This is a genomic window from Paenibacillus sp. LC231 (assembly GCF_001860525.1).
GTDB lineage: Bacteria > Bacillota > Bacilli > Paenibacillales > Paenibacillaceae > Paenibacillus_AQ.
Genome location: NZ_JFOM01000026.1, coordinates 72588 through 99277 on the forward strand (window position 1 = coordinate 72588; position 26690 = coordinate 99277).

Annotated in this window: 19 protein-coding genes; 3 read left to right on the top strand and 16 right to left on the bottom strand. The window is 51.3% G+C overall.

The features are described 5' to 3' along the window. Nucleotides 1-352: 352 nt before the first annotated feature. From AK95_RS17565 to AK95_RS35210, 10 genes are all read right to left on the bottom strand, one after another. Nucleotides 353-955: a response regulator transcription factor gene (locus AK95_RS17565; RefSeq protein ID WP_071221199.1), complete on the bottom strand. Its 603-nt coding sequence runs from the start codon at nucleotides 953-955 to the stop codon at nucleotides 353-355. Then, nucleotides 952-2085, bottom strand: coding sequence for a sensor histidine kinase (locus AK95_RS17570; protein ID WP_071221200.1), 1134 nt, complete (start codon nucleotides 2083-2085; stop codon nucleotides 952-954). The genes AK95_RS17565 and AK95_RS17570 overlap by 4 nt, the downstream gene beginning before the upstream one ends. Nucleotides 2086-2183: 98 nt before the next feature. Beyond that, on the bottom strand, nucleotides 2184-3260 hold the full coding sequence (desA, locus tag AK95_RS17575; RefSeq protein ID WP_071221201.1) for a Delta(5) desaturase DesA: 1077 nt from the start codon (nucleotides 3258-3260) through the stop codon (nucleotides 2184-2186). A gap of 128 nt (nucleotides 3261-3388) precedes the next feature. Next, nucleotides 3389-4387: a Gfo/Idh/MocA family protein gene (locus tag AK95_RS17580; protein WP_071221202.1), complete on the bottom strand. Its 999-nt coding sequence runs from the start codon at nucleotides 4385-4387 to the stop codon at nucleotides 3389-3391. Between the two features lie 50 nt (nucleotides 4388-4437). Next, on the bottom strand, nucleotides 4438-4893 hold the full coding sequence (locus AK95_RS17585; protein ID WP_071221203.1) for an acyl-CoA thioesterase: 456 nt from the start codon (nucleotides 4891-4893) through the stop codon (nucleotides 4438-4440). Nucleotides 4894-5127: 234 nt separating this feature from the next. After that, entirely contained in the window at nucleotides 5128-6123 is a 996-nt protein-coding gene (locus AK95_RS17590; protein ID WP_071221204.1) for an ABC transporter permease, read from the bottom strand. After that, entirely contained in the window at nucleotides 6120-7610 is a 1491-nt protein-coding gene (locus AK95_RS17595; RefSeq protein ID WP_083397667.1) for a sugar ABC transporter ATP-binding protein, read from the bottom strand. The genes AK95_RS17590 and AK95_RS17595 overlap by 4 nt, the downstream gene beginning before the upstream one ends. A 144-nt stretch (nucleotides 7611-7754) precedes the next feature. Beyond that, nucleotides 7755-8876, bottom strand: coding sequence for a sugar ABC transporter substrate-binding protein (locus AK95_RS17600; RefSeq protein WP_071221205.1), 1122 nt, complete (start codon nucleotides 8874-8876; stop codon nucleotides 7755-7757). 366 nt (nucleotides 8877-9242) lie between these two features. Beyond that, on the bottom strand, nucleotides 9243-9878 hold the full coding sequence (locus AK95_RS17605; RefSeq protein WP_071221206.1) for an SGNH/GDSL hydrolase family protein: 636 nt from the start codon (nucleotides 9876-9878) through the stop codon (nucleotides 9243-9245). A gap of 332 nt (nucleotides 9879-10210) precedes the next feature. Then, complete coding sequence (locus AK95_RS35210) at nucleotides 10211-11953, bottom strand: ABC transporter ATP-binding protein (RefSeq protein WP_009589764.1); 1743 nt, start codon at nucleotides 11951-11953, stop codon at nucleotides 10211-10213. Nucleotides 11954-12100: 147 nt separating this feature from the next. Between AK95_RS35210 and AK95_RS17615 the strand changes: the two genes are divergently transcribed. From AK95_RS17615 to AK95_RS17625, 3 genes are all read left to right on the top strand, one after another. Next, the gene (locus AK95_RS17615) at nucleotides 12101-13543 is read left to right on the top strand and encodes an ABC transporter permease (protein WP_071221207.1); all 1443 of its coding nucleotides are present in this window, start codon (nucleotides 12101-12103) and stop codon (nucleotides 13541-13543) included. A 13-nt stretch (nucleotides 13544-13556) separates the two neighbouring features. After that, entirely contained in the window at nucleotides 13557-15065 is a 1509-nt protein-coding gene (locus AK95_RS17620; RefSeq protein WP_071221208.1) for an ABC transporter permease, read from the top strand. A 79-nt stretch (nucleotides 15066-15144) separates the two neighbouring features. Continuing rightward, on the top strand, nucleotides 15145-16965 hold the full coding sequence (locus tag AK95_RS17625; protein ID WP_071221209.1) for an ABC transporter substrate-binding protein: 1821 nt from the start codon (nucleotides 15145-15147) through the stop codon (nucleotides 16963-16965). A 412-nt stretch (nucleotides 16966-17377) separates the two neighbouring features. Here AK95_RS17625 and AK95_RS17630 read toward each other — a convergent pair whose 3' ends face one another. The 6 genes from AK95_RS17630 to AK95_RS17655 form a co-directional block, all read right to left on the bottom strand. Further along, nucleotides 17378-17920, bottom strand: coding sequence for an alpha/beta hydrolase (locus tag AK95_RS17630; protein ID WP_071221210.1), 543 nt, complete (start codon nucleotides 17918-17920; stop codon nucleotides 17378-17380). Nucleotides 17921-18247: 327 nt separating this feature from the next. Next, nucleotides 18248-20806: a beta-mannosidase gene (locus tag AK95_RS17635; RefSeq protein WP_071221211.1), complete on the bottom strand. Its 2559-nt coding sequence runs from the start codon at nucleotides 20804-20806 to the stop codon at nucleotides 18248-18250. A 150-nt stretch (nucleotides 20807-20956) separates the two neighbouring features. Then, complete coding sequence (locus AK95_RS17640; RefSeq protein WP_235613141.1) at nucleotides 20957-21892, bottom strand: glycosyl hydrolase; 936 nt, start codon at nucleotides 21890-21892, stop codon at nucleotides 20957-20959. Nucleotides 21893-22177: 285 nt separating this feature from the next. After that, nucleotides 22178-23173 carry a carbohydrate ABC transporter permease gene (locus AK95_RS17645; protein WP_071221212.1) on the bottom strand — a complete coding sequence of 332 codons (996 nt, stop codon included), beginning with the start codon at nucleotides 23171-23173 and terminating at the stop codon, nucleotides 22178-22180. A gap of 44 nt (nucleotides 23174-23217) precedes the next feature. Then, on the bottom strand, nucleotides 23218-24117 hold the full coding sequence (locus AK95_RS17650; protein WP_071221213.1) for a carbohydrate ABC transporter permease: 900 nt from the start codon (nucleotides 24115-24117) through the stop codon (nucleotides 23218-23220). Continuing rightward, the gene (locus tag AK95_RS17655) at nucleotides 24114-26690 is read right to left on the bottom strand and encodes a DUF5696 domain-containing protein (protein WP_071221214.1); all 2577 of its coding nucleotides are present in this window, start codon (nucleotides 26688-26690) and stop codon (nucleotides 24114-24116) included. The genes AK95_RS17650 and AK95_RS17655 overlap by 4 nt, the downstream gene beginning before the upstream one ends.

Sequence of the window (26690 nt, forward strand, 5' to 3'; positions counted from 1 at the left end):
CCTCAAATTTGACTTCTGGCAATCATTTCTATTATACATAAAAATGCATACATTTACAAAGTGACAACAGTATTCTTGCTTGATAACCCAATAGTTGCTATATTTACCCCATAATGATCAGGGTTAATTTTATTAGTGATTTTATGGTTTCCAAAAAATATAAATTATATCCAAACACTTTACCCTATAAAAGAAAATGAATATTTATGCATAATATTGAATACTATACCAGGTAAAAAAATACATATATCGCGAAAAAAACGTCCTTGCGACCATCCCCCATTATCTTTTATCCGCACAAAAAAGAAGCCCGGTGGCTGCAACCACGGGGCTTCCGGCTATTTTCGGATGATTATTTAAACCAACCTTTTTCTTTAAAACGCGTAATCGCTTCGATCCGGTTGCTGACACCGAGCTTATCAAGAATAACGGAAATATAATTCCGGACGGTGCCCGTTGTAATAAACAGCTGATTGGCAATTTCCTTCGTGTTCTTGCCGTCCGCAATCAGGCCCAGCACTTCCTTTTCCCGCTCCGTCAGCGGATTCTCTTCGCCGGAATACGCTTCATCCACCAGTTCGGAGGCGTATATTCGTCTGCCGGCCATTATGCTCCGAATGGATGCCGCCAGTTCCTCGCTAGGGCTGTCCTTCAGGAGGTAGGCGTTGGCGCCGGCCTTCACGGCACGCTCAAAATACCCCGGCCGGGCAAAGGTTGTCAAAATCATCACCTTGCAGCCAGAGCCCTTTAGTTCTTCAGCCGCTTCAAGTCCGTTCATCATCGGCATCTCAATATCCATGATACAGATATCCGGTTTATGAAGTTTGACAAGCTGTACGGCATCCTTCCCATTACCTGCCGTCCCGACAACCTGCATATCTTCTTCCAGATCAAGCAGTGAGGCCAGGGCTCCAAGCAGCAATCGCTGATCTTCCGCTATGACAATTCGGATCATATTCCCGCCTCCTTATCCGGCATTCTGAGCACATTAGGTACACGTAGCACCAGCGTAGTCCCCTCGCCGGAAGTGAACTCCATGCTTCCGTTTACGAATTCAAGCCGCTCTCTCATTCCCCGCAGTCCGTTGCCGCGGTTTCTCGCATCGGTCACGAACCCTGTTCCATTGTCCTTCACCCTCGCAACCAGATCCATTTCCGTGGATTCGATCACAATGGAGCAAGCCGTGGCATTGCTATGTTTCACAATGTTATTCACGGCCTCTTTCAGGCACATGCTGATCACATTTTCATTCATTAACGACAGATTTTCCGGCTCCAGCGTTCCCTCAAAGGTTAATTCAATCTGGGCAGCCTTTAGAATTTGCTGAATGCGGAAAATTTCATCCGTAAGCCGGGTCCCCCTCATCCGTGTCACCATTTCGCGCACTTCCTTGAGTGCCGTTCTGGCCGTCTGGCGTACATCGTTGATCTCGGCCTGGGCTCTTTCCGTATCCTGCGTCATCAATTTACCGGCCAAATCACTTTTGAGGCCAATGAGAGACAGCTTCTGTCCGAGCGTATCATGCAAATCGCGGGCAATCCGCTGACGTTCCTCCAGCTTCACCAGTTCCGAAATCCGTTTGTTGGCATCCTCCAGCTGACCCTGCAGCTGATCATTCTTATTCCGGTTATAGTTCGTCACGGGCAGCAGAATCACCCCGACTACACTGACAAGCACAAATGGCAGCTGTGTGATAAAGAACGGATTCCGCGTTAACAATCCATAATTGACCGTAATGATGGTCGTGACCAGATGGATCGAATACAGCGTGATAAACCCGGCCTTGTTCTTGATGTTCCCGATAAAAAAGGCGAGGAACAACGAGAAATAGATATACCCGAATACCAATGACATCGTAATCGATATCAGAATTTGCAGACTCGTCCAGAAGTAGACGAGCCAGCCTTTGGCCAGAAATGAAAGCACGTAGAAAGCAAAGAACATCAGGATCATCAGAGTACCGAATATAACCTGATAGGTAGAGGTCGACCGGAAGATGAAATAGAACGGAAGGATATAGAAGACGACCCATACATAAGGGCTCAGCCCCGTACTTTTATGAAATATCTGATACCATTTCTGCATGGAGTCCCACCTTCTGTCGGTTCTAGCTTTGTCCTCGTTTCTGTATAACGGACTCGTATTCTTCTTTATTCCTATTATAACCTCATAGCCGCAAGGAATTACTCGCCCTGCACTCTGGGCCTGCTGCTCGCCAGGCTCTTCTCTGCTTTTGCCAATACCGAATCCTGCGGTTTACGGAGCGACTTCTTTGCTTGCTTAAATGTGACAAACTCCTTTTTCTCTTCATCCCACAGACGGAAACGAATAGATTTCAAACTGGTCTTGAGTGTAATCGTTGTTGCCTTTTGCAGCGGAGGAGCAGCTTCATGCGCCTTCTCCAGATTGTAATTAGGAACCTTCGGGCTCAGATGGTGAACGTGATGGAAGCCGATGTTACCCGTGATCCATTGGAGAACCTTCGGAAGTTTGTAATAAGAGCTGCCTTCTACGGCTGCATTGATATAACTCCACTCTTCATCATGCTCGTAGTACGTTTCTTCGAATTGATGCTGTACATAAAACAACCAAATGCCAAGCATTCCCGACACCATGAAGATAGGAGCTTGAACGAGCAGGAAGGCCTGCCATCCGATCGCCCAGCACAGCAATGCATACAGCGCAACAATCGAAATATTCGTTATATAGTTACTGATTTTCTCCTTGCGTCTCGCACCTTTACGGTTAAAACGGTAGGATACCAGAAATATGGCGATGGGACCCAGTCCGAACATCACGATCGGATTACGGTATACCCGGTAGTATAAACGCTGCCAAAAGGAAGCCGCTCCATACTCTTCAACGGTCAATACCCACATATCGCCGATTCCCCGCTTATCGAGATTGCTACTCGTCGCGTGATGAATCGCGTGCGTGTTCTTCCATTGCTCGTAAGGGCACAATGTAATAACGCCTGTAATCGTGCCGAGAATTTTGTTCGCCCGGCGGCTTTTAAAGAAAGATCCGTGACAACAGTCATGGAATATGATAAATGTCCGAACAACAAACCCCGATGCAATAACCGCTATGGGAATGGTAAGCCAGTACGATACGGATAAACTTAAATAGGCTGCATACCATAGCAATATCAAGGGAACCAGTGTATTGAAAAGCTGACCTATACTCGCCTTTGTGTCAATTTCTTCATAAGGGGCAACGTTCTTTTTCAAGCTGGACAATTTGTTATCGGGTTTAGCCATAGTTGTCTTCCTCCTCGAAATGAAACGCAAGGACGCTGTGAAGATGTCACGCACTTGTCTAATCTAATTATAGATAGAATGTCACGTAACTCGTAGTCATAAACGTCATTTCGGGAGTATGACAAATATCATATATTGGTGCGGGAATCGGCCGGAAACCGCAGTCCTACCTGGCGTCTGGCCTCCTGCATGATTTCAGCCGTAATGAGTGAGTTGGCATGGGTATTGATTGCACTTTCCCGTTCGCCGCATTGGATTAAATGGATAAATTCCCGGGCTTCATAATACATCGATTCATGGGTCTGCAGCTGTGTCACGTTCTCAATGGTGCCGTCTCTGTAATGAATCTTCACATCATAAGGCTGATTGATCTTGTCGATAATCATCGTGCCGTTCTCGCCCTGGATTTCGGCAGGGGCATAGGAATCGCTGATCTTGGAGTGCATGATCACGGCATCCATCTCGGGATAGGACAACAGCAGGCTGCCCTCGCCATCAACCCCGGAGGATAGCATATAGCCGGAAGCTTTGACGGAGTCCGGTTTACCGAACAGGGTGACCATCGGATACAGGCAATATATCCCCAGATCCATAAGAGAGCCGTTGGAGTATTCGGGGTTAAACGCATTGAGCACCGTCCCCTGCTTGAAAGCATCGTAACGGGAAGAGTATTGGCAGTAGCTTGCAAAATAACGCCGAATCGGACCCAGCTTGTACAGGTTGTCCCTGACGGTCTTGAAATTCGGCATCAACGTCGACTTCAGGGCTTCCATGAGCAGAACGTTGTTATTCTTCGCTGCTTCAATCATGGCGGACACTTCGGCTGCGTTAGAAGCCATTGGCTTCTCGCACAGAACATGCTTCCCGTAGTTCATGCATAATATCGCCTGATCTACGTGATAGGAATTCGGACTCGCAATGTACACTGCGTCAACCTCGTCATCCTGCAGCATCGTCACAAGATCCGTATACACTTTGGGATCCGCGTACTTGGCCGCGAAAGCCCTGCCCTTCTCTTCCGTACGGGAGTATACGGCAGCAAGTATAAATTCTTCCGTCTCCAGAGCAGCTTGGAGAAACCGCTCGGTAATCCAGTTTGTGCCGATCACGGCAAAACGGATGTTCATCCCTAATCCCTTCCCTTCTCATCTGATAGTAAGTGATCTTTCACTTTGCGTTACATCCATCCTTCAAAAGTCGAAATTCGCTCGCGTGCCGAATCCGGAATCGGCGTGCTCTTGCCTGTCGCGGTATCGATGAGCACAATGGTTCCGCGACCGGCCGCTTTTAAGGTGCCGTCCACCACGATCGCATACTGGACGTCCATGGAGGAGCGTCCGATCTCAGCCACCCGGACATGAAGCTTAAGCGGGTCCTTCAGATACAATTGAGCAAGATACTGGCATTCCAGATCCGCAACCACCGACACCTTTTGTTTGCTGAACAGGTCCTCGGTCAATCCCAGGTTCTCGAAATACTCAATGCGTCCCTGCTCAAAATACATGAAATAGCTGACGTTATTGACATGACCAAGCATATCCGTTTCGCAGTACCTTATCTTTATCGGAATTTCAAAGTGAAACGTGTCCAGCCAAGCCTCGGGATCCGGTTGTATGAAGGTTGTTTTTTTCATGATGAGTCCCCTTTCTCTCTGTAAGAGACAAATGTATGTACAATTAAATCAGTCTTCTACAAGGATAGTCAATACAAGTTGAGTCCGTCAACTACCTAACCAAATCATGGATAACCTGCCAAGAATGCAGCCGGCCATGAAAAAAGACCACCCACTCCAGGGCAGAATCACTGGAGGGATGGTCTTGATAAGGATGAATGGAACAAGTTGGTCAAAATACGTGCCGCTTAGCCATCAATGTCTCTTCTTATAGTAAGTTAAGGCAAGCGCCAACGCCAGCACCGAGCCCTTCACGATATCCATCGCATAATACGGCACGGACAGCATGATCAGGCCGTTTTGCAATATACCGATCAACACGGCGCCGACAAAGGTCCCGAGCGCGTTCGGCTTGCCGGCTCCGAATACGGAGTATCCGATGAAAGTCGCAGCGACGGCATCCATCAGATAAGGTCCGCCGGAACCCACCTCGGCCGTCATGACGCGAGCCCCGAGGATAATCCCGCCGATGGCGGCAAACAATGCGGAGACCAGGTATGCAATCAAACGGTATTTGCTCACCGGAATCCCGGATAATGCTGCCGCTTCTCGGTTGCCTCCGATCATGTACATATACCGTCCGTGTTTGGTATAGGTCAGGAACAGATGGACCACGAGGACCACGAGCACCATGATGATAATGATCCATGGCACCTGCCCGATCTTCTCAAACACCGCCGGAATTTTACCCGTGGCAAAATCTCCGCTCGGCAGGATCATATTCTGGGAAATGGTAGCGCCGCGGGTATATGTCAAGGCAATGCCCTGGAAGATAAACATCGTCGCCAGGGTCATCAGCATGTCGTCGATCTTGAAATTGATGACCAGAAACGCGTTGATCAGCCCGACGGCTAGACAGAACAGCAGCGTGAGGCCGATGCCGATGCCGATATTTTGCCCGTGCCAGACGAACATGGAAATAACCAGAGCGTTCGCCAGGGAAGCCGTTGAGCCGACAGACAGGTCAAAGCCGCCCACAGCCAGCGATACGGTCAGTCCCACGGCAATAATCGTCACGATCGAGATCGAACGGAGTATGTTAATAATGTTGCTTGTATTCAAAAAGTTGTCGGCAACGGTCCCAAATACGAGAATAAGTGCAAATACCGTGATCAACGTGCCGTATTTATATAGAAAATCAAAAGCGAAACTAGCCGCCGGCTTCTCCTTAATTGGTCTTGCTGTATTCATGTTAACCCGCCTCCTGTGCAATAAAGCAATAGTTCCTCTTCGTTGGATGACTGCGTCGTCAGCTCCTTCGTGATGCCGCCGTCATACATCACATACACCCGATCCGTGATGCCAACGATTTCGGACAGCTCGCTGGAGGCGTACAGCACGCACTTCCCCCGCTTGGCCAGCTCGGCCACCAGATGAAAAATGTCCCGCTTCGCGCCAACGTCAACCCCTTTGGTCGGCTCATCAAAAATATACACATCCGCGTCGACCAGCAGCCATTTGCCGATTGCCACCTTCTGCTGGTTGCCCCCGGACAGGTTCCTCACTCGGGCCCGCTCGTTCGGGGTCTTAATTCCGAGCGACTCGATCATCTCCCTCGCCGCCTGCTTCTCCTTGCCGAAGCTAAGCCAGGATCCCCATCTGGAAAAACGGGACAGCACCGCAGCCGTTAAATTGACGGACACCGGCTCTTCCACGAAGACGGCTTCGCGTCGGCGTTCCTCGGGGACCAATGCGATGCCATGCGAGACAGCATCGTGCGGCGAACGGATGCGGAGTTTATTCCCGTTCAGCGTGATCTCACCAGTTGATGTATCGGATGCTCCGAATATCGCCCGGCACAGCTCCGTTTTCCCGGCTCCGACCAGCCCGGCCAAGCCGACAATTTCTCCCTTGCGTATGTGCAGGTTAACACTGTTGATTTTGCCTGGGTCGAACATGTTCTTCACCTCGAAGCAGACGGAGCCGATCTCTCGCTGGATACGGGGAAACTGCTGCTCCATCCTGGAGCCCAGCATGTACTCCACCACTTTGGGCTGATCGATATTCGCAATGCGGTCACTCTTCACCAGCTGACCATCCCGCATGATCGTAATATCATCGCAGATTTCATACAGCTCCGGCAGCCGGTGCGAGATGAAAATAATGCCGACCCCATCCTGCTTCAGCTTGCGCACCAGCTTGAACAGCTGATCTGTCTCGCTGTGGCTGAGCGGCGCGGTCGGCTCGTCCAGAACCAGAATCCGGCACTGCTTGGAGACGGCTCTTGCGATCAGCACCATCTGCTTCTCCGCCAGCGTCAGCTCCGAGATCAGCTTCTTGCCGGGAACCCGGATGTTCATCCGTGCAAGAATCGACTCAGCTTCCTGATGGAGCTCCTTCCAGCGGATCAGGTGCCGCTTGCCCATATCGTGAACCGTCCGATCGAGCATAATGTTCTCTCCAACCGTCAGGTTCGGAATGAGCGCCGTATCCACCTCTTGATAGACGATCTGAATGCCCAGATCCTTCGCTTCCTTCGGGGAACGGATGTCTGCCTTGCTCCCATCGATCCAGATCTCTCCCTCATAATGGTTGTAAGCACCCGATAAAATCTTCATTAATGTAGATTTCCCTGCGCCATTCGCGCCGATCAATGCATGTGCTGTTCCTGCGACCGTCTGAAAGTCAACATTGATTAACGCCTTAACGCCTGGAAAAGAGATTGAGATATGCTTCATTTGAAGTAAGGGTGCCGCATCCGACACGTCTGTCGATGTGGCAGTTGTTGGCTCCATAACGCTTCGCAAGTGTATTCTTCCCTTCAAATAGGATAGGGCGCCCTTATCGAAAACCGACAAGAGCGCCTGTATGAATAATGCTGTTTATTTGCCGCTTGCTTCTTTTAACGCCTTCATCCAGTCCTCTTCGAATTCGGTGCTCGTCCCCCAGCTAGGGATAATATCCGCCAGGTTGACCATGTTGACTGCTTCGGCTGCCCCCTCAAGGCTGGAGCGCTCAATCAATACAGGCTCCAGATTGACCGTGGCAGGCGTTTCCTCGCCGGCAATCTTTTTAGCAAGCAAACGGACGTTGATCGCGCCGATCGTTTTCGGATCTACGGCTGCGGTAGCCACCCAAGGGCTGTCCGGCTTCTGGATCAGCTCCAGGTCCGCGTTGGATACGTCGATGCCGTAAATCTTAACCTCGGTGCGTCCCGCTTCCTCCAGCGCTCTGGCTGCGCCGATGGCGAACGCATCCCAGGTTGCGAAGATCGCATCGATTTCGCCCTTCGGATACTTCGTCAGGATGGCGGATACCGCATTTTGCGTTTCCAGCGAAGTCTGGTCGCTCGCCACGCCGAAACGCTCCACCTCCTTGATGCCCGGATTGTTCTTCAGCGTTTCCTGGTATACGGCATTACGTCGTACCATCGGCGGAAATCCGTCCACCCAGAGATAGACGATGTTGGCTTCCGGCCCTTGCTCTTCGACCAGCTTGTCCAGTGCCAGCTTCGCCAGCTGCTCATCATCCTGCGACGTCTGGGTTACCCCTGCAATGTCGCCGATCTCCGGCAAGGAGTCAAAGGTGACGACAGGAATTCCTTTGTCCGTAATCTTCTTCACGTCTTGAACGGATGCAGGATCGTCTCCGTGCGAAATGATAAATCCATCGTAATCGCTGTCAATGGCTTGGGCGATCGCATCGTGGAATTTAGCGGAATCCCCGTTCGCCGAGAAGGTATCTACCTTAAACCCGAGAGCCTCGCCTTCCTGCTTCGCGCCTGCCAAAAATTGCGCCGTATGATCATCGCCCCCGATTTTCCGGACGACCATCAATTTCACCGGATCCTTCTCGGCAATGCCTGCCGGCAGGTTCTCGACCTTGTCCGCCAGATTGCCTGCTCCGCTACCGCCGCCGCTGCCCGATTCAGCACAGCCGGTTAAGACAATCATAAACGCAAGCACCAGCGCGGTTAATTTCCTTACGTGTTTACTGCCTTTCATGTTCTCTCTCCCCCTGTTTTCCGTTAAAAGGACTATACTAATTAATACAAGTAATCCTATAGGATTTAATTAGAGGCGTCAACCCTTATTTTCTTGCTTTAATGCATTACACCACAAAGGCAAAAAAAATGAAAGTTATTTCTAACTCTCGTTCTGTCTTCGGGACGCTTTCATTCCAAACGCCAGCCCCTTCATTTGATATGTATCGGTAACGGCGCGCCCATATTTCATATCCCGTGCAAATCCTATCAAAAAAAGAGCTCGGGAAGGCAGTGATTCCCCCCGAGCTCTTTTCCCATCCTAATCGATCAGCTCACCCAAGCTTATCCTGCAGCATTGCATTCCGCTTTTCGCTTATATTATGAATTAATCCAAACGAACGCCCATCGTTTCAAGCCAAGCCTTCGCGATCAGGCCGTGTCCGGCCGGTGACGGATGCACGCCGTCCGGCGCCCAGAAGGCAGCTTCGCGGCGCGCCGACGCCGCAGCGAACAATCCGTCCAGCGGCACCAGCAGCGCCCCGTATTCCACTGCTAATTCGCGAACAGCCGTAATTTTCGGATCCAGATCCTCGCGCCAAACTCTGCGATCCTCCGGATGCGGCAGCACGAACGGCTCAACCAGAATCAGCTTGGCGTCAAGCGCCCCTTTGGTGCGTTCGATCAATTTACGGTAGCCGGCTTTGTAATCCTCAGTGCTTGTCGGGTCCCCGCTATCATACCGGCGCCAAGTGTCATTGATTCCGATATAGATGGATACCCAGTCCGGTTTCAAGTCCAGGCAATCCTCCTGCCATCTAGCATTCAAGTCGACGACCCGGTTTCCGCTGATCCCTCTATTCAAAAAGGTTACGTTTAACTCAGGAAATTTCATGCCGAACAACGAGTCGATCAATAGCGGGTATCCGTTCCCCAAGCTGCCGGAAAAGTTCCGGTCACGACCGCAATCCGTAATGCTGTCTCCTTGAAATAATACGACATCCCCTTGCTGCAAACGATTCATTCCACTTCCTCCTCATCGGTATGTTGCTAATGTACGTACAATTGGAAATCCGTAGGCTCATTACTCGTGAGAACGCTTCCTAGCATTAAATATTTGCCATGCAGGGCTCAATTCCTTTTTATGTACCATGCAAATCGTTGATTTTATGAGCAAATTTTTTGGCACGGCCCGTTGGAAGAGAATAACGTGTATCGACGTATCTTCTCAGGAGACAGACCGCTTTAAGCGGAAGCTTTTCTTACGAGATCAGGATGGTAAGCCCCTGAAGTTTATTCTTATTTCCTCATATAAAAACCTGCCCCAAAGTCGGGACAGGTTCTGTTATTGTTCAATTATGCTCCGGTTGGCATGGCCACCCAATGGCCTTCCGATACTTCCACAAGCTCCGAATGCTCGAGATTATATTTGTCCTCACCGGTGCGCTCTTCCAGCAGTACCCGTTTCTTCTTGGATTCGATCTTCGGATCGGGTACCGGAATCGCCGCGAGCAAGGACTTCGTATAATCATGCTGCGGATTGGAGTACAGCTCTTCGCTTTCAGCCAGCTCCACGATTTTGCCCATATACATAACGGCAACGCGGTCACTGATATGCTTCACCATCGACAGGTCGTGCGCAATAAACAGGTAGGTCAAGCCCAGACGATGCTGCAGCTCCTCCAGCAGTTTCACGATCTGCGATTGGATCGACACGTCGAGCGCGGAGAGCGGCTCGTCGCACACGATGAATTTCGGCTCCACCGCGAGCGCCCGGGCAATCCCGATTCGCTGGCGCTGGCCGCCGGAGAATTCATGCGGATAGCGCGTGGCGTAGGCCGGATCCAATCCGACCATATCCAGCAGCTCCTCGACCCGTTTCTTCCGCTCCTGCTTACTGCCGGTCAATTTGTGAACATCCAGCGCTTCGCCGATAATGTCCACCACCTTCAATCTCGGGTTGAGCGAGGCATACGGATCCTGGAAAATCATCTGCATATGGCGCCGCATGGCCTTCATTTCCGAAGGAGAAAGACGATTTACGGACATTCCTTGATACAGCACTTCTCCGCCTGTTGGCTGGTGAAGGCGAAGGATGGCTCGTCCCGTCGTCGATTTTCCGCTGCCGGATTCCCCGACAACCCCGAGCGTTTCCCCAGCCTGAATGTGAAAGCTGATATCATTTACCGCTTTAAGCACATTACCTTTACCCATATCAAAATACTGCTTCAAGGATTTAACCTCTAACAGAGGTCCCTTGTAATCCGTGCTTGGCACGATGATCGGCGCGGGCTTCGCTTTCTTCTTCTCGTCCAGGCGCGGAAGCGCGTTTAACAGCTTCAACGTGTAGGGATGCTGAGGATTCTCGAAAATTTCCTCCGTCGTTCCCGTCTCGACAATCACGCCGTCCTTCATTACCGCCACGCGGTCGCACATGCCCGCAACAACGCCAAGGTCATGCGTGATCAATATAATGGAAGAACCGAAGCGCTCCTGCATATTTTTCATCAGATTGAGGATTTGAGCCTGAATCGTTACGTCAAGCGCCGTCGTCGGCTCGTCCGCGATCAGCAGCGCAGGTCTGCACGCCAGCGCGATGGCGATCATGACCCGCTGCCGCATGCCGCCCGAGAACTCGTGCGGGTACTGATTATAACGCGCTTCGCTGTTCGGTATGCCGACCAGCTTCAGCATCTCAAGCGCCTGCTGCTTCGCTTCCTGCTTGGACAGCTTCTGGTGTTTGACCAGGCTCTCCGATATTTGTTCCCCGATTCGGATCGTCGGATTAAGCGAGGTCATCGGATCCTGAAAGATCATCCCGATATCGCGTCCGCGGATGCTCTCCATCTCTTTCTCGGTTTTCTCGGCCAGGTTCTGGCCAAGGAACAGGATCTCCCCATCTTTCATATAAGAAGGCGGGGAAGGCAGAAGCCGCATGATCGAACGTGCGGTGACGCTTTTGCCGCTTCCCGATTCCCCAACGATCCCGAGCGTTTCCCCTTTCTTCACTTCAAAGCTGACCCCACGCACCGCGTGAAATTCTGAATCACGGGATTGAAAGGCTACACTCAAATTTTTAACCTGCAATATCGGTTCCAACTCTGCTCACCTGCCATTATGCGTTTATGTCATTAAAGTAATATCATCTACAACTCTTATAATCTATTGACTTTTAAAATAGGCTAAAATAAAATATACTATATCACTCGGAATAATGCAATTTGAAACAAGGAGGAAAGGCAGCTTATGGGGGGGACAGAAGCAGCAAGACCAAACAGACTCATAGGTTCGATAAGCAGCACATACAGTAAGATCCTTCTGAATCCTTCTTATAGATACTTACTATTATTATTGGGAGCGCCCGTGAATCTCGTGGTCTTCCTATTTTATTTGGTTCAGAGAAAGAAGGACGACTACGCGGCGGCTGAGAACCGCATACGCAGCGAGATGCTGGCTGCCGGAGATCTGGAGGCCCTTCGCTCCGAGATGATGGAGCAGCAGAAGCGCAAGCACGACTTCTTCAAGCAAAAAGTCAATGAAGGGCAGCTTCGGCAGGAAGTCGACAAAATCGTAGAAGCAAGATTCCGGGAAGTCCTTAAGGAACGGACTGTCAAGGAACTGAAACTGTGCAACCGGAAACGGTTGACCATGGCCGATACGTTTGGTTCTCTCATCGAGAATCCGTTGTTCTTCATTATATCACTTATTCCGGGCTTGCTGATGTACATCCTTATTTTTTTGTACAGCAATCCTTACCTGAAATATATTCTGGAGAGACTCGTGATGACGGTCTTCGTTATCTTCGGGGTAGCGGTGCTCGTCTTTACGATTCTCCACTTGTCGCCGTTCAACCCGGCAGCCAACATTCTGGGCGAGACGGCAACGCCGGAACAGATCGCGGCTTTTAACAAAATGCACGGACTGGATCAGGGCTATCTCACGCAGCTGTGGAACAACATTAAAGGAATCGCCTACTTCGATCTCGGCAAATCCTTCTCGGGCAATGAAGAGATTACTTCAAGCATCGCCAGAAAGTTCCCGATTACGCTGACGCTTACGGTCATTTCCCTGATGATCGCGATTGTGATCGCATTGCCGATCGGGATTATCTCGGCTACGAGACCGAATTCGTTTTTTGATTATACGTTTATGTTTATCGCGCTGATCGGGCTGTCCATACCAAACTTCTGGCAGGGACTGATCTTCATCCTGAATTTCTCGATCAAGCTGCAGTGGCTCCCCGCCACCTTTAATCCGGAGAACTGGTTGTCCATGATCATGCCGGTGATCGTGCTCGGTACAGGACTCACCGCTTCGGTAGCGAGAATGACGCGCTCCTCTACGCTGGAGGTTATTAATGAAGATTACATGATCACAGCCAGAGCGAAGGGGCTCAGCAAAGGCACCATTCTGATGAAGCATGCTGTCCGCAACGCCATCATTCCGATCATTACGGTCATCGGACTTCAGTTCGGCGGAATGCTCGGCGGCTCTGCCGTTACGGAGAAGGTATTCAACATCAGCGGAATCGGCAGCTACATCGTCGATAAACAATTCATTCCTGACATCCCGGCCATAATGGGCGGCGTGGTATACACCGCCATTACCATATCGCTGGTGAACGTCATCATTGATATCTTGTACGCGTTCTTCGATCCACGGATCAGGTCCAAGATGAAACAATACTAAAGCAGGTGTACTCATGATCAAGAAGCTTCTTTCTAAACAAGAAACCAAACACCAGCTGAAATCCTCACACGAGTACAGTCAAGCCAGCTTCACATGGGTTATTTCTTTGACCTTAACGGTGATCCTGCTTCTGAACAGCTTTGATTTCACTGGGGGAACCATCAAACCGTGGGTGTTCGCCGCCTTTGCGGTATATGCATTGTTCACCATCATTCAGATCATCATTACGCTGTTGATCCGTAGAGATCTTCAAAGCCAGGGAGAAATCCGGCGCTCGACAAGGATCCTGGGATACATCCAGCTGCTGAGCATTGCCACAGGAAATCTGTTTACCGTCACGTTCGGTTTCAATCTGATCAAAAAACAGAAGCCTCCTGAATATACAATTGCCGTCTACATGCTGTTAACCCAGCTGTTTGTCATCGCGGTCTCGGCACTGAATCTGTTCAAGCCTTACGTGTCGAATACATTCCTGCCGGCGATGGCCTTGCTTCTGATTATTGCAGTCATTCAGCTGATCGCGCTTATACTCGTTGCCCGATATGTTACAACGAATTCTGCACCTCCCCGGATGGCCTGGCTTGCCTTTCCGCTCATTCTGACTGCGGTGACGGGTAATATTTTTGCCTTGGTGCTCGGCATCAACCTGCTTGCGAAGATACGCAAGAACGGCAATCCGGCGATGACCCGCTGGGGCGACGTGTGGGTGAAGCTTACTGCCAACTCGACTGCCATGTCCGGATTGTTCTTTGTGATCTTCCTGTTCTGTCTGTCGGTAAGCAGTCTGTTTACCTTTGATTACAGCATCGCGATCGATAACAATTACAGTGCCATCCTGCAGCCGCCAAGCCTTGTGTACCCCTTCGGTACGGACAACTTCGGCCGGGATTTGTTCTCCCGAATCGTATTCGGAGCCCGAATCTCGCTGATCGTCGGATTTGCCTCTACGGCGATCCCGGTTGTTATCGGCGGTGTTCTCGGTGCCATCTCCGGCTACTATGGCCGCCATACCGATAACATCATCATGCGTTTGCTGGACGTGCTGTACGCCATTCCGGGCATCCTGCTCGCCATTGCGATCATTGCTGCATTCGGAGCCAATACCGTCAACCTCATTCTGGCGCTCAGCGTAGGTGCAATACCCACGTATGCGAGAACCATGAGGGCGAACGTGCTCCTGGTCTCCACCTTTGAATATGTCGATGCGGCCAGAGCTTTCGGCTCCAGCAATTTTTCGATTATATTCAAGCATATCGTTCCTAACTCGCTTGCACCCATGATTGTCAAATCTACGCTAACCATTGGTGCAGCCGTCATCTCGACGAGCAGCTTGAGTTATCTGGGTCTCGGCGTTGAGCCGCACATCCCGGAATGGGGGAATATCCTGAAGATCGGAAGCACGTATCTTGAGACGCATTCCTACTTGGCCATTTATCCGGGTCTAGCCATCATCGGGCTTGTCTTGTCCTTCAACTTCCTTGGCGACGGACTGCGGGATGCCCTGGATCCTAAACTGGATTAAAACTTTTCGTGCCCTTGGCACACTAACTATCGGTTTCAAAAAATATTTTATATATATACAACTCAGGAGGGTATCACCAATGAAAAAGAGTTCCTTGCTGTTACTGTTTCTCTCGCTAGTCATTGTACTGGCCGGATGCAACGTAACAACCAAAGATGATGCACAGCAAAATCAGCAAGAACCATCGGATACATCAACAGACACATCCGCTGTTAATATTGAACTGCTTGGCATGAGCTCTAACGAATCCGATGTCAACATCATTCGCGACCAGCTCACGAAGAACGGCTTCAATGTGAAGCTGAATCTGCAGGCGGACTACGGCAGCTTCAAGGCACAGCAGGATGCCGGCAACTACGACATCGCGCTGTCCAGCTGGACTACCGTAACCGGTAACCCTGACTATGCCGTTCGTTCCCTGTTCAAAACCGGCGGCGACTACAGCATCCTGTCCGACGAAGAAGTGGACAAGCTGATCGACCAAGCAGCTACGCAAACGCCTGAAGACGCTGTTGAAACTTACAAACAACTGGAACAACGTCTTGTAACAGACAAAGCTTATATCGCACCATTGTACATCTCCCTGAAGAGCCAAGCGTTCAACAAGGATGTCCTGGACGAAAATTCCGTCCGTCTCTCGAAGTCCCGTTCCCTTCCTTGGGAAGCCGTTGATTTCAAAGACCAATCCAAGCGTGCTTCGCAGCCGCTGATTCTGTCCCAATCGATCTCCGAACTGACTTCTCTTGATCCAATCAAGGGTAATGACGGTTCCATCAACATCATCAACACCAACATGAACGTACGTCTGATCAACCTGACCGATGATGACAAGATCACATCCGAAGGCTCGCTGTCTTATAACCATGCCATTGGCGAAGGCAACTCGGAGTATTACTTCATTCTTAGAGACGACATTAACTTTGCTAAAATCACAAACAAAAAGGCTGAAGATTCCGGCGAGCGCGTAGGCGCCGACGATGTCATCTTCTCCATGAACAGAGCCAAAGACAAAAATTCGGTACCGGATCACCGCACGTACACGCTTCACGAGCATATCAACACGGTTGAAGCTGTAACCGATCTGAGCGCACTGGAGAACACCAAAGTATCCGGTGGCAGCGAAAGCATTAAGGATGCGCTGGAAGCTGGCTTGGATACCAAGATCACTTCCCTCGTTGACGACAAGAATCAAGCAAGTACGAAAGACGGTAAATACCAAGTCATTAAATTGACGACCACTGAGCCGTTCCCGCAAGTATTGAACTACCTGGCTCACCAATCGGCTGGTATCGTATCGAAGAAACAAGTGGAATCCATCAACACGTATGACGTCGAGAAATTCGATGTGAACAAAGACATCCCTTACGGGGACCAAAACACGGTAACCGAAGGCGACAAATATAACAACACGCTGTATGCCAGCGGTCCTTATATTCTGTCTTCCAAAAATGACTATGAAGCGACCTTCTTCAAAAACCCTGGTTACATGAAGGGCACCGAGCACGAACCGAAAATCGAGCAAGTGAAGGTGCGCTTTATCAAGGATGCGGACAGCACGCTTTCCGCACTGCGCAGCGGCGAGATTCATTTGTACTACGGCGTGCCTGAAACGAAATACGATGTGGTTAAAGGCGACAGCAAGCTGAAGCTGCAAACGATCGAAAGCAACGCCGTATCCTACTTGCTGTTCAACACGAAGAACCGTGATGTGGCAACAAGCGATGATCTGAGAAGAGCGGTGCTCTACTCCATCAACCAGGATGAAATTTTGACTTACTACAACAATAACAAAATCAAAGCCTACTCCACCGTCAGCCCAATCGTAAAAACCGGCAACGAGCTGGTGGCTGATCCGGCGAAGGTAAAGGAATTCTTGAGCGCATATAAAGCGAGCAAGTAAAAAAGAGGACGACATTAGCGAAAAGCTGATGTCGTCTTTTTTGATGCGAGGTTTACATGGGCGCCGCTAACTACTATAACGTCACTAAGGACGATAGACCCTTTGCATCGCTCCGCATGCGGATGATTCTTCCGATCTCTGTTGCCCCCAGATTTCCATGAATGAATGGGGCTGATGTAGAAATCCGGGTGCAAAGGAGACCGCTACCGCTTCTCCAGAATCATTCCGCCTTCTCCGCTGAAGTCTTAACGGGACGGACCTGCATCCACACTTATTCGAAGATGCTAAACTAAACAAAGGACGAATGATTAGCCGCTGCGCAGCTACTCTCTCCCTTTTTTGGGAGGGGGGAGGAAGCCGCCCCCTGTAATTAACATATACAGGGGGGGCTTACCAAGATTAAAGGCTTGGATTACATGCGCTTGATATCATCTGCAAGCTCGGGCAGGCCCTCGCCGAAGTAGTGATCGTCGCCCTCGTATGCCCGGGTGACGGCTTGGGGGAGCTGCTTCGCGTAGTGCTGGGCATGTGCGAAAGGTACTACTGGATCGTGACGGCTGTGATATAGAATTAACTTTGATATGTGCGGTAGCTTGGCTGCAAATGAATTGGGTAACGTATACTTTTCATTCTGCCAATCGTCGTCCTTGCCCCAATAGGGGGCCGCGACCAAGAACAGTCCAGAGACGGTTCGCTTGCAGCCTTCTTCCGAGAGATATTTCAGCAGCACCGAGCCGCCTAGGGAATGGCCTATGAGGAAAAGCTCCTCATCCAGTGCCTCGATTTCATTGGCAATCTGCGCTTTCCACAGAACGCAATCCGGATCCGGCATGCCGGGAGATAGGACATGATAAGCTTCACCGAGCTGTTCTTGTAGATGGGCTATCAAGCCGCTGCTGCCTTGGTGAATACCTTTCGGGCCGGCACTATGGATGAACAAAACTTGTTTTTTCATGTTTCGTCTCCTTCCCGATCTTTGCTTATGAGGTATGAGCATGTCCAACAGGATGTGTACCAACCTAGAATAACTGATTGCAGCGTGCCGGACTTCTTATTATTTGCTGACATCCGACCCGTATCAGGAATCTTTGGCGGCATACCTTTATCGCATAGAGGGATCCAGATCATGTCGCCCCCCGTGATCACCCGCTTATGAGTAAGCCAACAAAACAAAGAAATGGTTAGCATCCAATTCATGGCTCCATTAAAGACAACAAGCCGCCCCTTCACCAGAATCGGTTGAAGGGGCGGCTCTTTTTTGCTGATCTATTATGGTCTCTTTTTATTTCGCCAGCACCATCGCCGGGTCAATACAATCGGCCATGGACCGAACCTCGACCTGACCTGGCTTGCCCGGTACGAATGCCTGCTCTCCGTTATCTCGGAGGCTAAAGGAAACCGTCATCGGAATGCCCGGTATCAAGTCGAAGAAGTTATCGCTGTAAAAGCCTTCCGCTTCCGACGACAGCCATACGTGGCGGCAAAGCACGTTGCTCTCCAGCACAAACGTGGTGCCATTGCTTCCCTCAACTTCTTTCACGTGGATGGTCGGGCTGTGCAGACGAAGTTGTTTGTCATTCACGAAATAGAATGTTTTGCTGTCCACCACGTCCCCGTCCTGAAGCAACTGCGCCAACAGCACGACCTCAGCTGGATCATGTCCACGAAGCAGTTCCTCGTTCACAGCTCGGAATACAACGAGCGACGCTTGCTCTTCCGCACGGATCGATTGCTCCGATACATAAAGCTCTTTTCCATTAAAATCGAATACCTGAACCTTAAGAGTCCCTTGGACCTCTTCTGAAATGTCGGATACAAGATGGACCAGAATTTCGGAGTCCTTGGACTCGATCGACAGACTCACATCCCGGAAACTGCGCTTGGCCACATATTGCAGCGCCTTCCATCTCCCGAGATAATCCATGCCCGCCCATGAAGCGACCGGCCAGCAGTCATTCATCTGCCAGTACAATGTGCCCATGCAATACGGTTTGTTGCGGCGATGGGCTTCAATCGCCATCTTCATTGCTTCAGCCTGCTGAATTTGGCTCATATGCAGGAAAGCTTCAAAATCCTTCGGCTCATTATAATATTGATCCATATAAGTCTTGATCAAGCGATTGCCGGCACCGTTCTTCTGGTGCGCCAGCATAACCGTTGACTCCAGCTCCATATCGCCGTCTTCGGCGTAGGTACGGACCGTCTTCGGTTCCGGGAAGGACTGGAATCCATATTCACTCATGAATCGGCCGACATAAACATTGTAGTTATCAAACGGCTCCGTATTATGCCAAACGCCCCAGTAATGAATATCTCCGCTCGTTGTGGACGGATTGGCATGCTGCTCCTTGTCATGGCTGAGCGATACCAGCGGGGATGAAGGCCAATACTCCGCTCCCGGTGCATAACCAGTTACAGCCTCAGGCAGAATTTCGTGGAATACCTTTTCGTAGTCGCTCCAGATCTTCTCACGGAGTTCCTCGGTATAGTCCTGCTTCCAGCCCCAGCCGCCATTCTCTTCATAATGCGCCCATGCAGAATCAATCTCGTTGTTGCCGCACCAGAGCACGATGCTCGGATGATTCCGCAGACGGACCAGGTTCTCCTCCGCTTCCAGCCGCACGTTCTCCAGAAAAGCCTCGTCGCCCGGATACATGCTGCAAGCGAACATGAAATCCTGCCATACCATGATTCCATATTCATCACACAGATCGTAGAATACGTCCTCTTCATAAATACCGCCGCCCCATACGCGCAGCATGTTCATGTTCGACTCCGCTGCGGACGCGATTTCATGACGGTATCGGTCAGCAGTCACCTCCGTTATGAAGCTGTCATTCGGGATATGGTTTGCCCCCTTGGCAAACACAGGCGTGCCGTTAAGCTCGATGTAAAAAGAAGTGCCGCGGCTATCCTGTTCGCGTACCAGCTTGACGGTGCGCAGGCCGGTTCTAACCTCTTTCCCTGCAACGATCCGTTCCGCTTCCATCAGCTCGGCATGGAACGAATACAGATGAGCCTCACCCAGGCCGCGGCACCACCACAGCTTCGGATCCGCAATCGCAATATTTAATTCAACCGAGTGACGGCCTTCTTCAAGCTGTAGCTGCTGTTCCCATACCTGACTGCCTGCAGTTACGCGCAGCACTCCTTGCCAAGGTTGCCCCGCTTCGATTGCAGCTACCGCGGTCACTTTAGCCATGTGAGCCGCAACCTCATTCTGACGGATGAACAAGTCATCGATTCGCACCTCGGACCAAGCCTCAATCCGGGCTTCCCGCCAGATTCCGCTGGTCACAAACCGCGGTCCCCAATCCCAGCCATAATGATAAGGTGCTTTACGGGAAAATATGCTCAGTTTCTGATCACCCAGACCCCCAAGCTCAGACTGGTCATTCGTAGCTGGCAGCGGATATCCGAGCTTCGCAAGCTTCGGCAGATCCTCCTGGATAGGGGAACGAAAGCGAATGTGAATCACGTTGCCGGAAGTCTTTAGCTGCGATTTCACGTCGATCCGCCATGAACGGAACATATTATCTGCGGAAAGCACCTTCGTCCCGTTCACGAATACGTCCGCGTAGGTATCCAGTCCGTCAAATACGAGTTCAATGCGGGATTGGGCGCTCAGATTCGGATCCAGATCAAATGTGGTCTCATACTCCCAATCCTTCTTGTCGATCCACTGCAGGTCATGCTCATTCGTTCCGTAGAAGGGATCCGGGATTTTGTCATTTTTCAGCAGGTCCGTGTGTACGCAGCCCGGCACCTGTGCCGGAAGCCACTCGGATTCGTCGCACGCTTTGAATTTCCATTGGTTTAAGGTCATAACGTTATGATTCATGATAGTAGTCTCTCCATCTCTATATATTTATTTGATGCGGATCGGGTCATATTCCATACAGATATGGCTTCTCCGCGCATCAGCTTGTTCTCCACTCTACGCTCAGGCTAAGTGCGGCTTATGCTTGCACCCTTATCAGATACAAGCCGCTCAGCCTTTTAAATCCGGAAGCTCATCCAGCGTGACCGTAAACGGATGATGATAGGTTCGAATCAACTGCTGCTCGTCCGTATACTCTTCTGAATACCTCCGTTCATTTCCTTCTCCTGTGAACACGAAGTTTCCATACCACGTGCAATTCCATGCCCACGGGCATCCGTCCTCCAGCATGAGATCGGGGTCGGGAATGACGCCGTTCTCGGTCAGCGCAATGATTTTTGCCGTATCCGTATACGATAAAGCCGTGCGGAACCGCTCAGATTGCGAACCGTAATCCCGGGCAGGCGGGTAAATGTCCTCTCCGAGGATATCGACGTAGGAATCGCCCGGATACCAATCCTTGTGCTGCCCGTTCCATACCCAGATCAGGTTGTTCAATTCGTGGTGATGCGTCATGCGTTCGTACATCAGCTTCCAAAGCGCAATGCAAGGCTCAGGGCCTTTGGCCCCCCACCAGAACCAGCCTCCCGAAGCCTCATGCAGTGGTCTCCACAGCACCGGAATGCCGGCATCCTGCAGACGCTTAAGTTCGATTGCAATAGCATCGATATCCCGGATGATAAGGCCGTACTCTTCCCATGAAGGCTCCGCCATCGCCTGTGCGATATCAAAGGTTGTCGCATTGGTGTAAAAGCCTCTGCCCCAGGTCCGATCCGGCGGCAAATCCACCAAATCCTTCGGGGCGTTCCAGTGCCAGCAGAAGGTCACGATCCCGCCGCGATTCCACCACTTCATCGCCAGATCCGTGTCCTGACACTCGGCTCCGCGCTCCACCCGTGAAGGCGAGTAATTCATGAAATCGAATCCGCCGACGGCAGGGTATTTCCCCGTGACCTCGTGGACCATGTCGAACTCCGGCGTGGATACAACACCAATCTGCTGCCCTGTCAGCATCCGTTTTCCGTAGATGCTGCATAAATACTCCATTAGCCGTTTTGGCTTGATCGGAAGCGGCCGGGTTGATCAGGTCCGGCTGGACCTCAAAGCGGGTGCTGCTTGCTTTTGTCATGCGATTCACTCCTGTCCTGTAAGTTCTTATTAGGTGAAGGTTGCCGCCCGCAACACAAGAACAAGGCACAAAACTCATTCTGCGACACGGCACCTATCCCGCAACACAACATTCATCCTGTGACATGACCCTTCCTCCAATACGGCATCTATCCTGCGAGATGATATCGATCCTTCGGCGATGCACCTGTCCTGCAGCAGCCTTTACCCGACAACCCCGGTACGCTCCACGCTCTCCACAAAGTGGCGCTGTACGAACAAATACAGTCCAATAAGAGGTAGAATGGCCAGCAATATCCCCGTATCTACCACGAGTGCCACGTAGTTCGGATCGGCTTTGGCCGATGAACCAAGTCCCATCAGCGCCGGGAGAAACTGGTTCGCATCCGCGGGCAGGGAAGCGATCTTCAGCGGCATCAGCGACTGCTCACTCATAAAGAGCGAAGTATAGAAGGTGTCATTATACTGCCAGACGAACGAGAACAGGGTCACCGTAATAAGCGGCGGAATCGCATTGGGAAGCATGATCGCAAAAAACGTCTTAATCCCGCCTGCACCGTCAATCAGCGCAGCTTCCTCAATCTCCTTCGGGAGCCCCCGGAAAAATTGACGGAAGATATAAATGAACAGTCCGGCTTTAAGCCCGGTGGCCGTTGCCGAAGTAATAATCGAGGGCCAGTAGCTGTTCAGCAGGTTGACGCCTTCTTTTCCGGTAAACAAATGAACCAGCCCCAGAATATCAAAGCTGCGAAAATGCAAATACATCGGTACCATCAGCGTGCTCATCGGAATCAGGATCGTCAGCACGACCAGGCCGAACAGCAGGTTGCTTCCTGGAAAGGTGAACCGGGCAAAGCCATATCCGGCAAGCGCGGTCGATATCGTGGTCAGCAGCATCGTGATGAATACGTAAATCATCGTGTTCAGCAGCAGCGGCCAATAATCCAGCAGGTCGAGCACGAGCTTGAAGTTATCCAATGTGAAATGCACCGGAATCATATAAATCGTTGGATTATAAATATCCTGTTTGTCTTTAAACGCCACAGAGAACTTGGAGATGATCGGATAGATGATGATAAATGTAATGCCGATGATCAGCAGGTAGCGGAACACCGCCCACAGAATAGGCAGCGCCTTGTTCTTGAACCGGTTCATTCGTTCCTGAGCCGTTTCGTCCGAGCGATCCCGAATCGATGCCATACGGACCTCCTTTTTTTCCTGTACCGTCAGGAATCTCTTAGCCATTAGTTTTGATAAAAGGTTTTCCTTGAGACGATGATCCCCATAATAATCAGCAGCAAGCTGATAACGATGGTATACAGCCAAGCCATCGCGGCACTGAGCCCGAAATTCTGCGTTTTGAAGGCCGTCTCGTATATCGTCCGGGTCACGGTGCTGTCCGCGAACGAATCGATGATGGTATAAATCATGTTTGTCAGGATGAGCGGACTCACCATCGGAAAGGTGATTTTCCAGAACGATTCATAAGCGGTAGCCCCCTCGATCTTCGCAACCTCGTACATTGAACCCGGGACGGCCTGCAAGGCGGCAAGAAAGATCAGAATCTGCACGCCTGAGCTGCTGATAATATCGTAGATCCTCATGACCGCCCCGATAATATACTCGGTTACGGTAAGGGGAAATCCGGCCTCGGATAAAATGCGCACCATCGACAGCACATTGAATTGTCCGGAAGCTTGCCCGAGCTCCTCCGCCACCGTAGCATTTCCGACCAGATTGATCAGACCGGAAGTTTCCGTTGCGGAAATTGCGCCTGACGCCAGGATGACCGGCAGGAAGAATATCGCCCTCGCAAGGGCTCTCCCCCTGAATTTCTGATTCAGCAGAATGGCGGAGAACAAACTGAAGAACAAGATCAGCGGAACGTCCACCACCATGCCCAGTATCGATTCCGTCAAGATCCGGTTAAAATTCGCGTCCACGAACAGCGCCGTGGTGAAATTGCTCCATCCAACCGACTCCAGTTCATAGCCTGTGGGGGAAATGTTCAATTTACTGAAGCTGAACAGGATGGACTGGAGCAAAGGTCCGGCAAACAAAAAGATGAACCCGATCAGCCATGGTGCGATGAAAAGGAGACCGAGCATGGATCTTTTTTGAGTCAGGGACAATCTCATTTTCATGCCCGGCCACCCCCTACGGCATAATTTTGCGGCTCCACAAGGACCCCGTTAACATCGACGGCTTGATCGGTATAATTAATCAGAATCGACGTGCCGTTCTCGTACCTCACTTCAACCACGCCGCCTTCATGCCGCTTATGCTCCACCATCCGCTGCGTCCGAAGCGGCGCCAGCACCTCATTCAGCTCCTTGTACAAGGAAACCGCTTCTTCGAACCAATCCTTGTAATGGGTGGAGTACATGTCATCAAAACGCGTGTACTTCAGCTTCGAGCTTTGTTCATAGGACCACAGAAAATGCGGAGCTGATCCGAATTCCAGTGACTGCAGAAGCTGCTTGCGTAAATTTTGCTCATTCAGGTTATTGACTGCTGCCCCCGCATAATCTAGGTATCCGTGAATGACCATTTGATAAAAGGGGACTTCCTCATCCGTCAGCCCGAATCCACTGCTCGACGTCGGTGCGTCGATCACGTGGCTGGCATAAGCCCAGCTGTATGCATTGGCGCCGGAAACCATCGTATCCGGGTAGGCTTCATGCAGCTTCTGCAGCTGATCGGTCACGATAAGCTTCGCGGTTTCACGGAAAACCACCCGCTGCACCCGGTAATCCGAGCTCAGAACATCGCCCAGGTCCCGCAATGACACAGCCCCGATGCCAAAGCGTTCATATTGCCCCGCGAATCGGTCCACGTAATAGGGAAGCTTCGCCGGCGACATGAGACTGTACGTACCGTAATAAGAGTCCATCCGGTTCGTGTTCCGGTCATAGGGATGCAGCGCTGCCGTTTCCCTGGTCACGAAACGGGATGCATCGGATGACGGCGTGAACGCCCCATCATCATGATAGACGTGCTGGAAGGCAACATCCGGATACAATCCGCCGCCGGAATCCTTTAATTGCTGGGACAGGGCCTTCAACTCCGATGTGCTTCCAACCACCCGATCGGCCTTCACCTTAACCGGGGTTTTGTGATGGACGCCTTTGCCGAACCAGCCGAGGTAACGCATTCGGAGATTGGCGATGCCCTCGCCATTCAGAAGAGCGGCGATCTCCCCTGCCTGCTCGAAGGTGGTCATCGAGACGACGGCATCATAAGGTACGCCCAGAAAAGATCTCCGTTTATCCACGCTGCCCAACATATCCAGATAGAACGGGATCCCCTCGTCTTCTTCCAGTGGAGTCAGCTGGTTATCCTCCACGAGCGTTTCCTGATACAAGCGCGCCATGCCCGAGTAGCTGGCCTCATCACCCGACAGGAAGCTGTATCTAACCGCCAGATTACCGCTGTAGAGCTTGTCATTCAGCAGCTGAATCTCCTGCACCGTGCTGCCGGTGTAAAGCTCCAGCATATCCTCGCCGCGCACGGCAAAGCTGCTGAATACATGATTGTACGAGTTCTGCTTCCCGCCGATATCAGCGGACACGCTCGCGATGGCGTCGCCTTCTTCAATCACGGCAAACCAGCCGCGGTCACCGCTCTTCATTCCGAACACGGGCATCCGTGCCTGTTCCGCCACCTGCCCACGGCTGCCGCTGTTGTTATTCGGATCGGTGCCGTATATCCGCTGCACGTACTGCTCTTCCTTCACTTTGCCGTTATTCAGCTTAATGAGTCTGCCGCTGCCGTCCGGGACCAGCATATATCCCTGATCCTCCGAGCCGGCCGCGCCGAAATAACGAAGCAGCTCCACGCTGCGCAGACGGTGACTCTCGCTTTCCTTTACCTGATCAAGCGGTATGGAAACGACCAGCGAATCCTCCTCCAGCCGGTACTCGAGCGGAATCTTGAACTGCGGTTTCGAAGAGGCACTTGCGGCGGCTCCTCCGCCCGCTTCGTTATCAAAGGCAAGATCCTCCGCGGTGTAGCCGGCCTGCTCGAACGCCCCCAGCATTTTTTTCAGCACCAGCTCTTTCTTGATCTGGTCATCCAATCGCTCCAGCATCGCCGGATTATCCTTCATGGGGTAATACCGGGCCTGCACATATCTCGCCAGCGACTCATCCAGCTTGCTGATCACCTTCTCCTGCAATCGGTCCTGTGAGATGTATTTCGGCAAAGCGTCGATTCCGAGCGACACATCTCCCAGCGTATACGTGACGCGAATTCCGTTGTCCAAGCTTTCCACCGTGTAGTTCCCGTTCATCACACTCCACGTATAGTTCGGATAGGTCTCAAGCGTGCCGATCGCATCCCGGAACGTCAGCGTCAATTGCGAAGATAACACTTCCTTCTCAAACGGCGAGGCAATTCCATCCTCCATGCGGTCTGACGGATTGCTGTACCATACCGTATCGCTCCGTTTATCCCGTACCGCCACTTCGGTCGTTTCCGGATGATAATACAGGGCAAGCGCCGCCGTCTCCGCTACCAGATCCATACCGGCTACGCCGTCTGTCGAATCGTTTAGAAGGGTCAGCTCACCGCCCGGCGTCGACTCGGCTGCCGCGATTCGGTAAGCCGCCACGTCAACTGCCGGTGCTCCCCGATTCACGTAGATCAGAAAGCCCGCAGCCATGCACGTTATAACGGTACATGCAAGCACCGTGTACAGCCATTTTCTTTTTTTCAC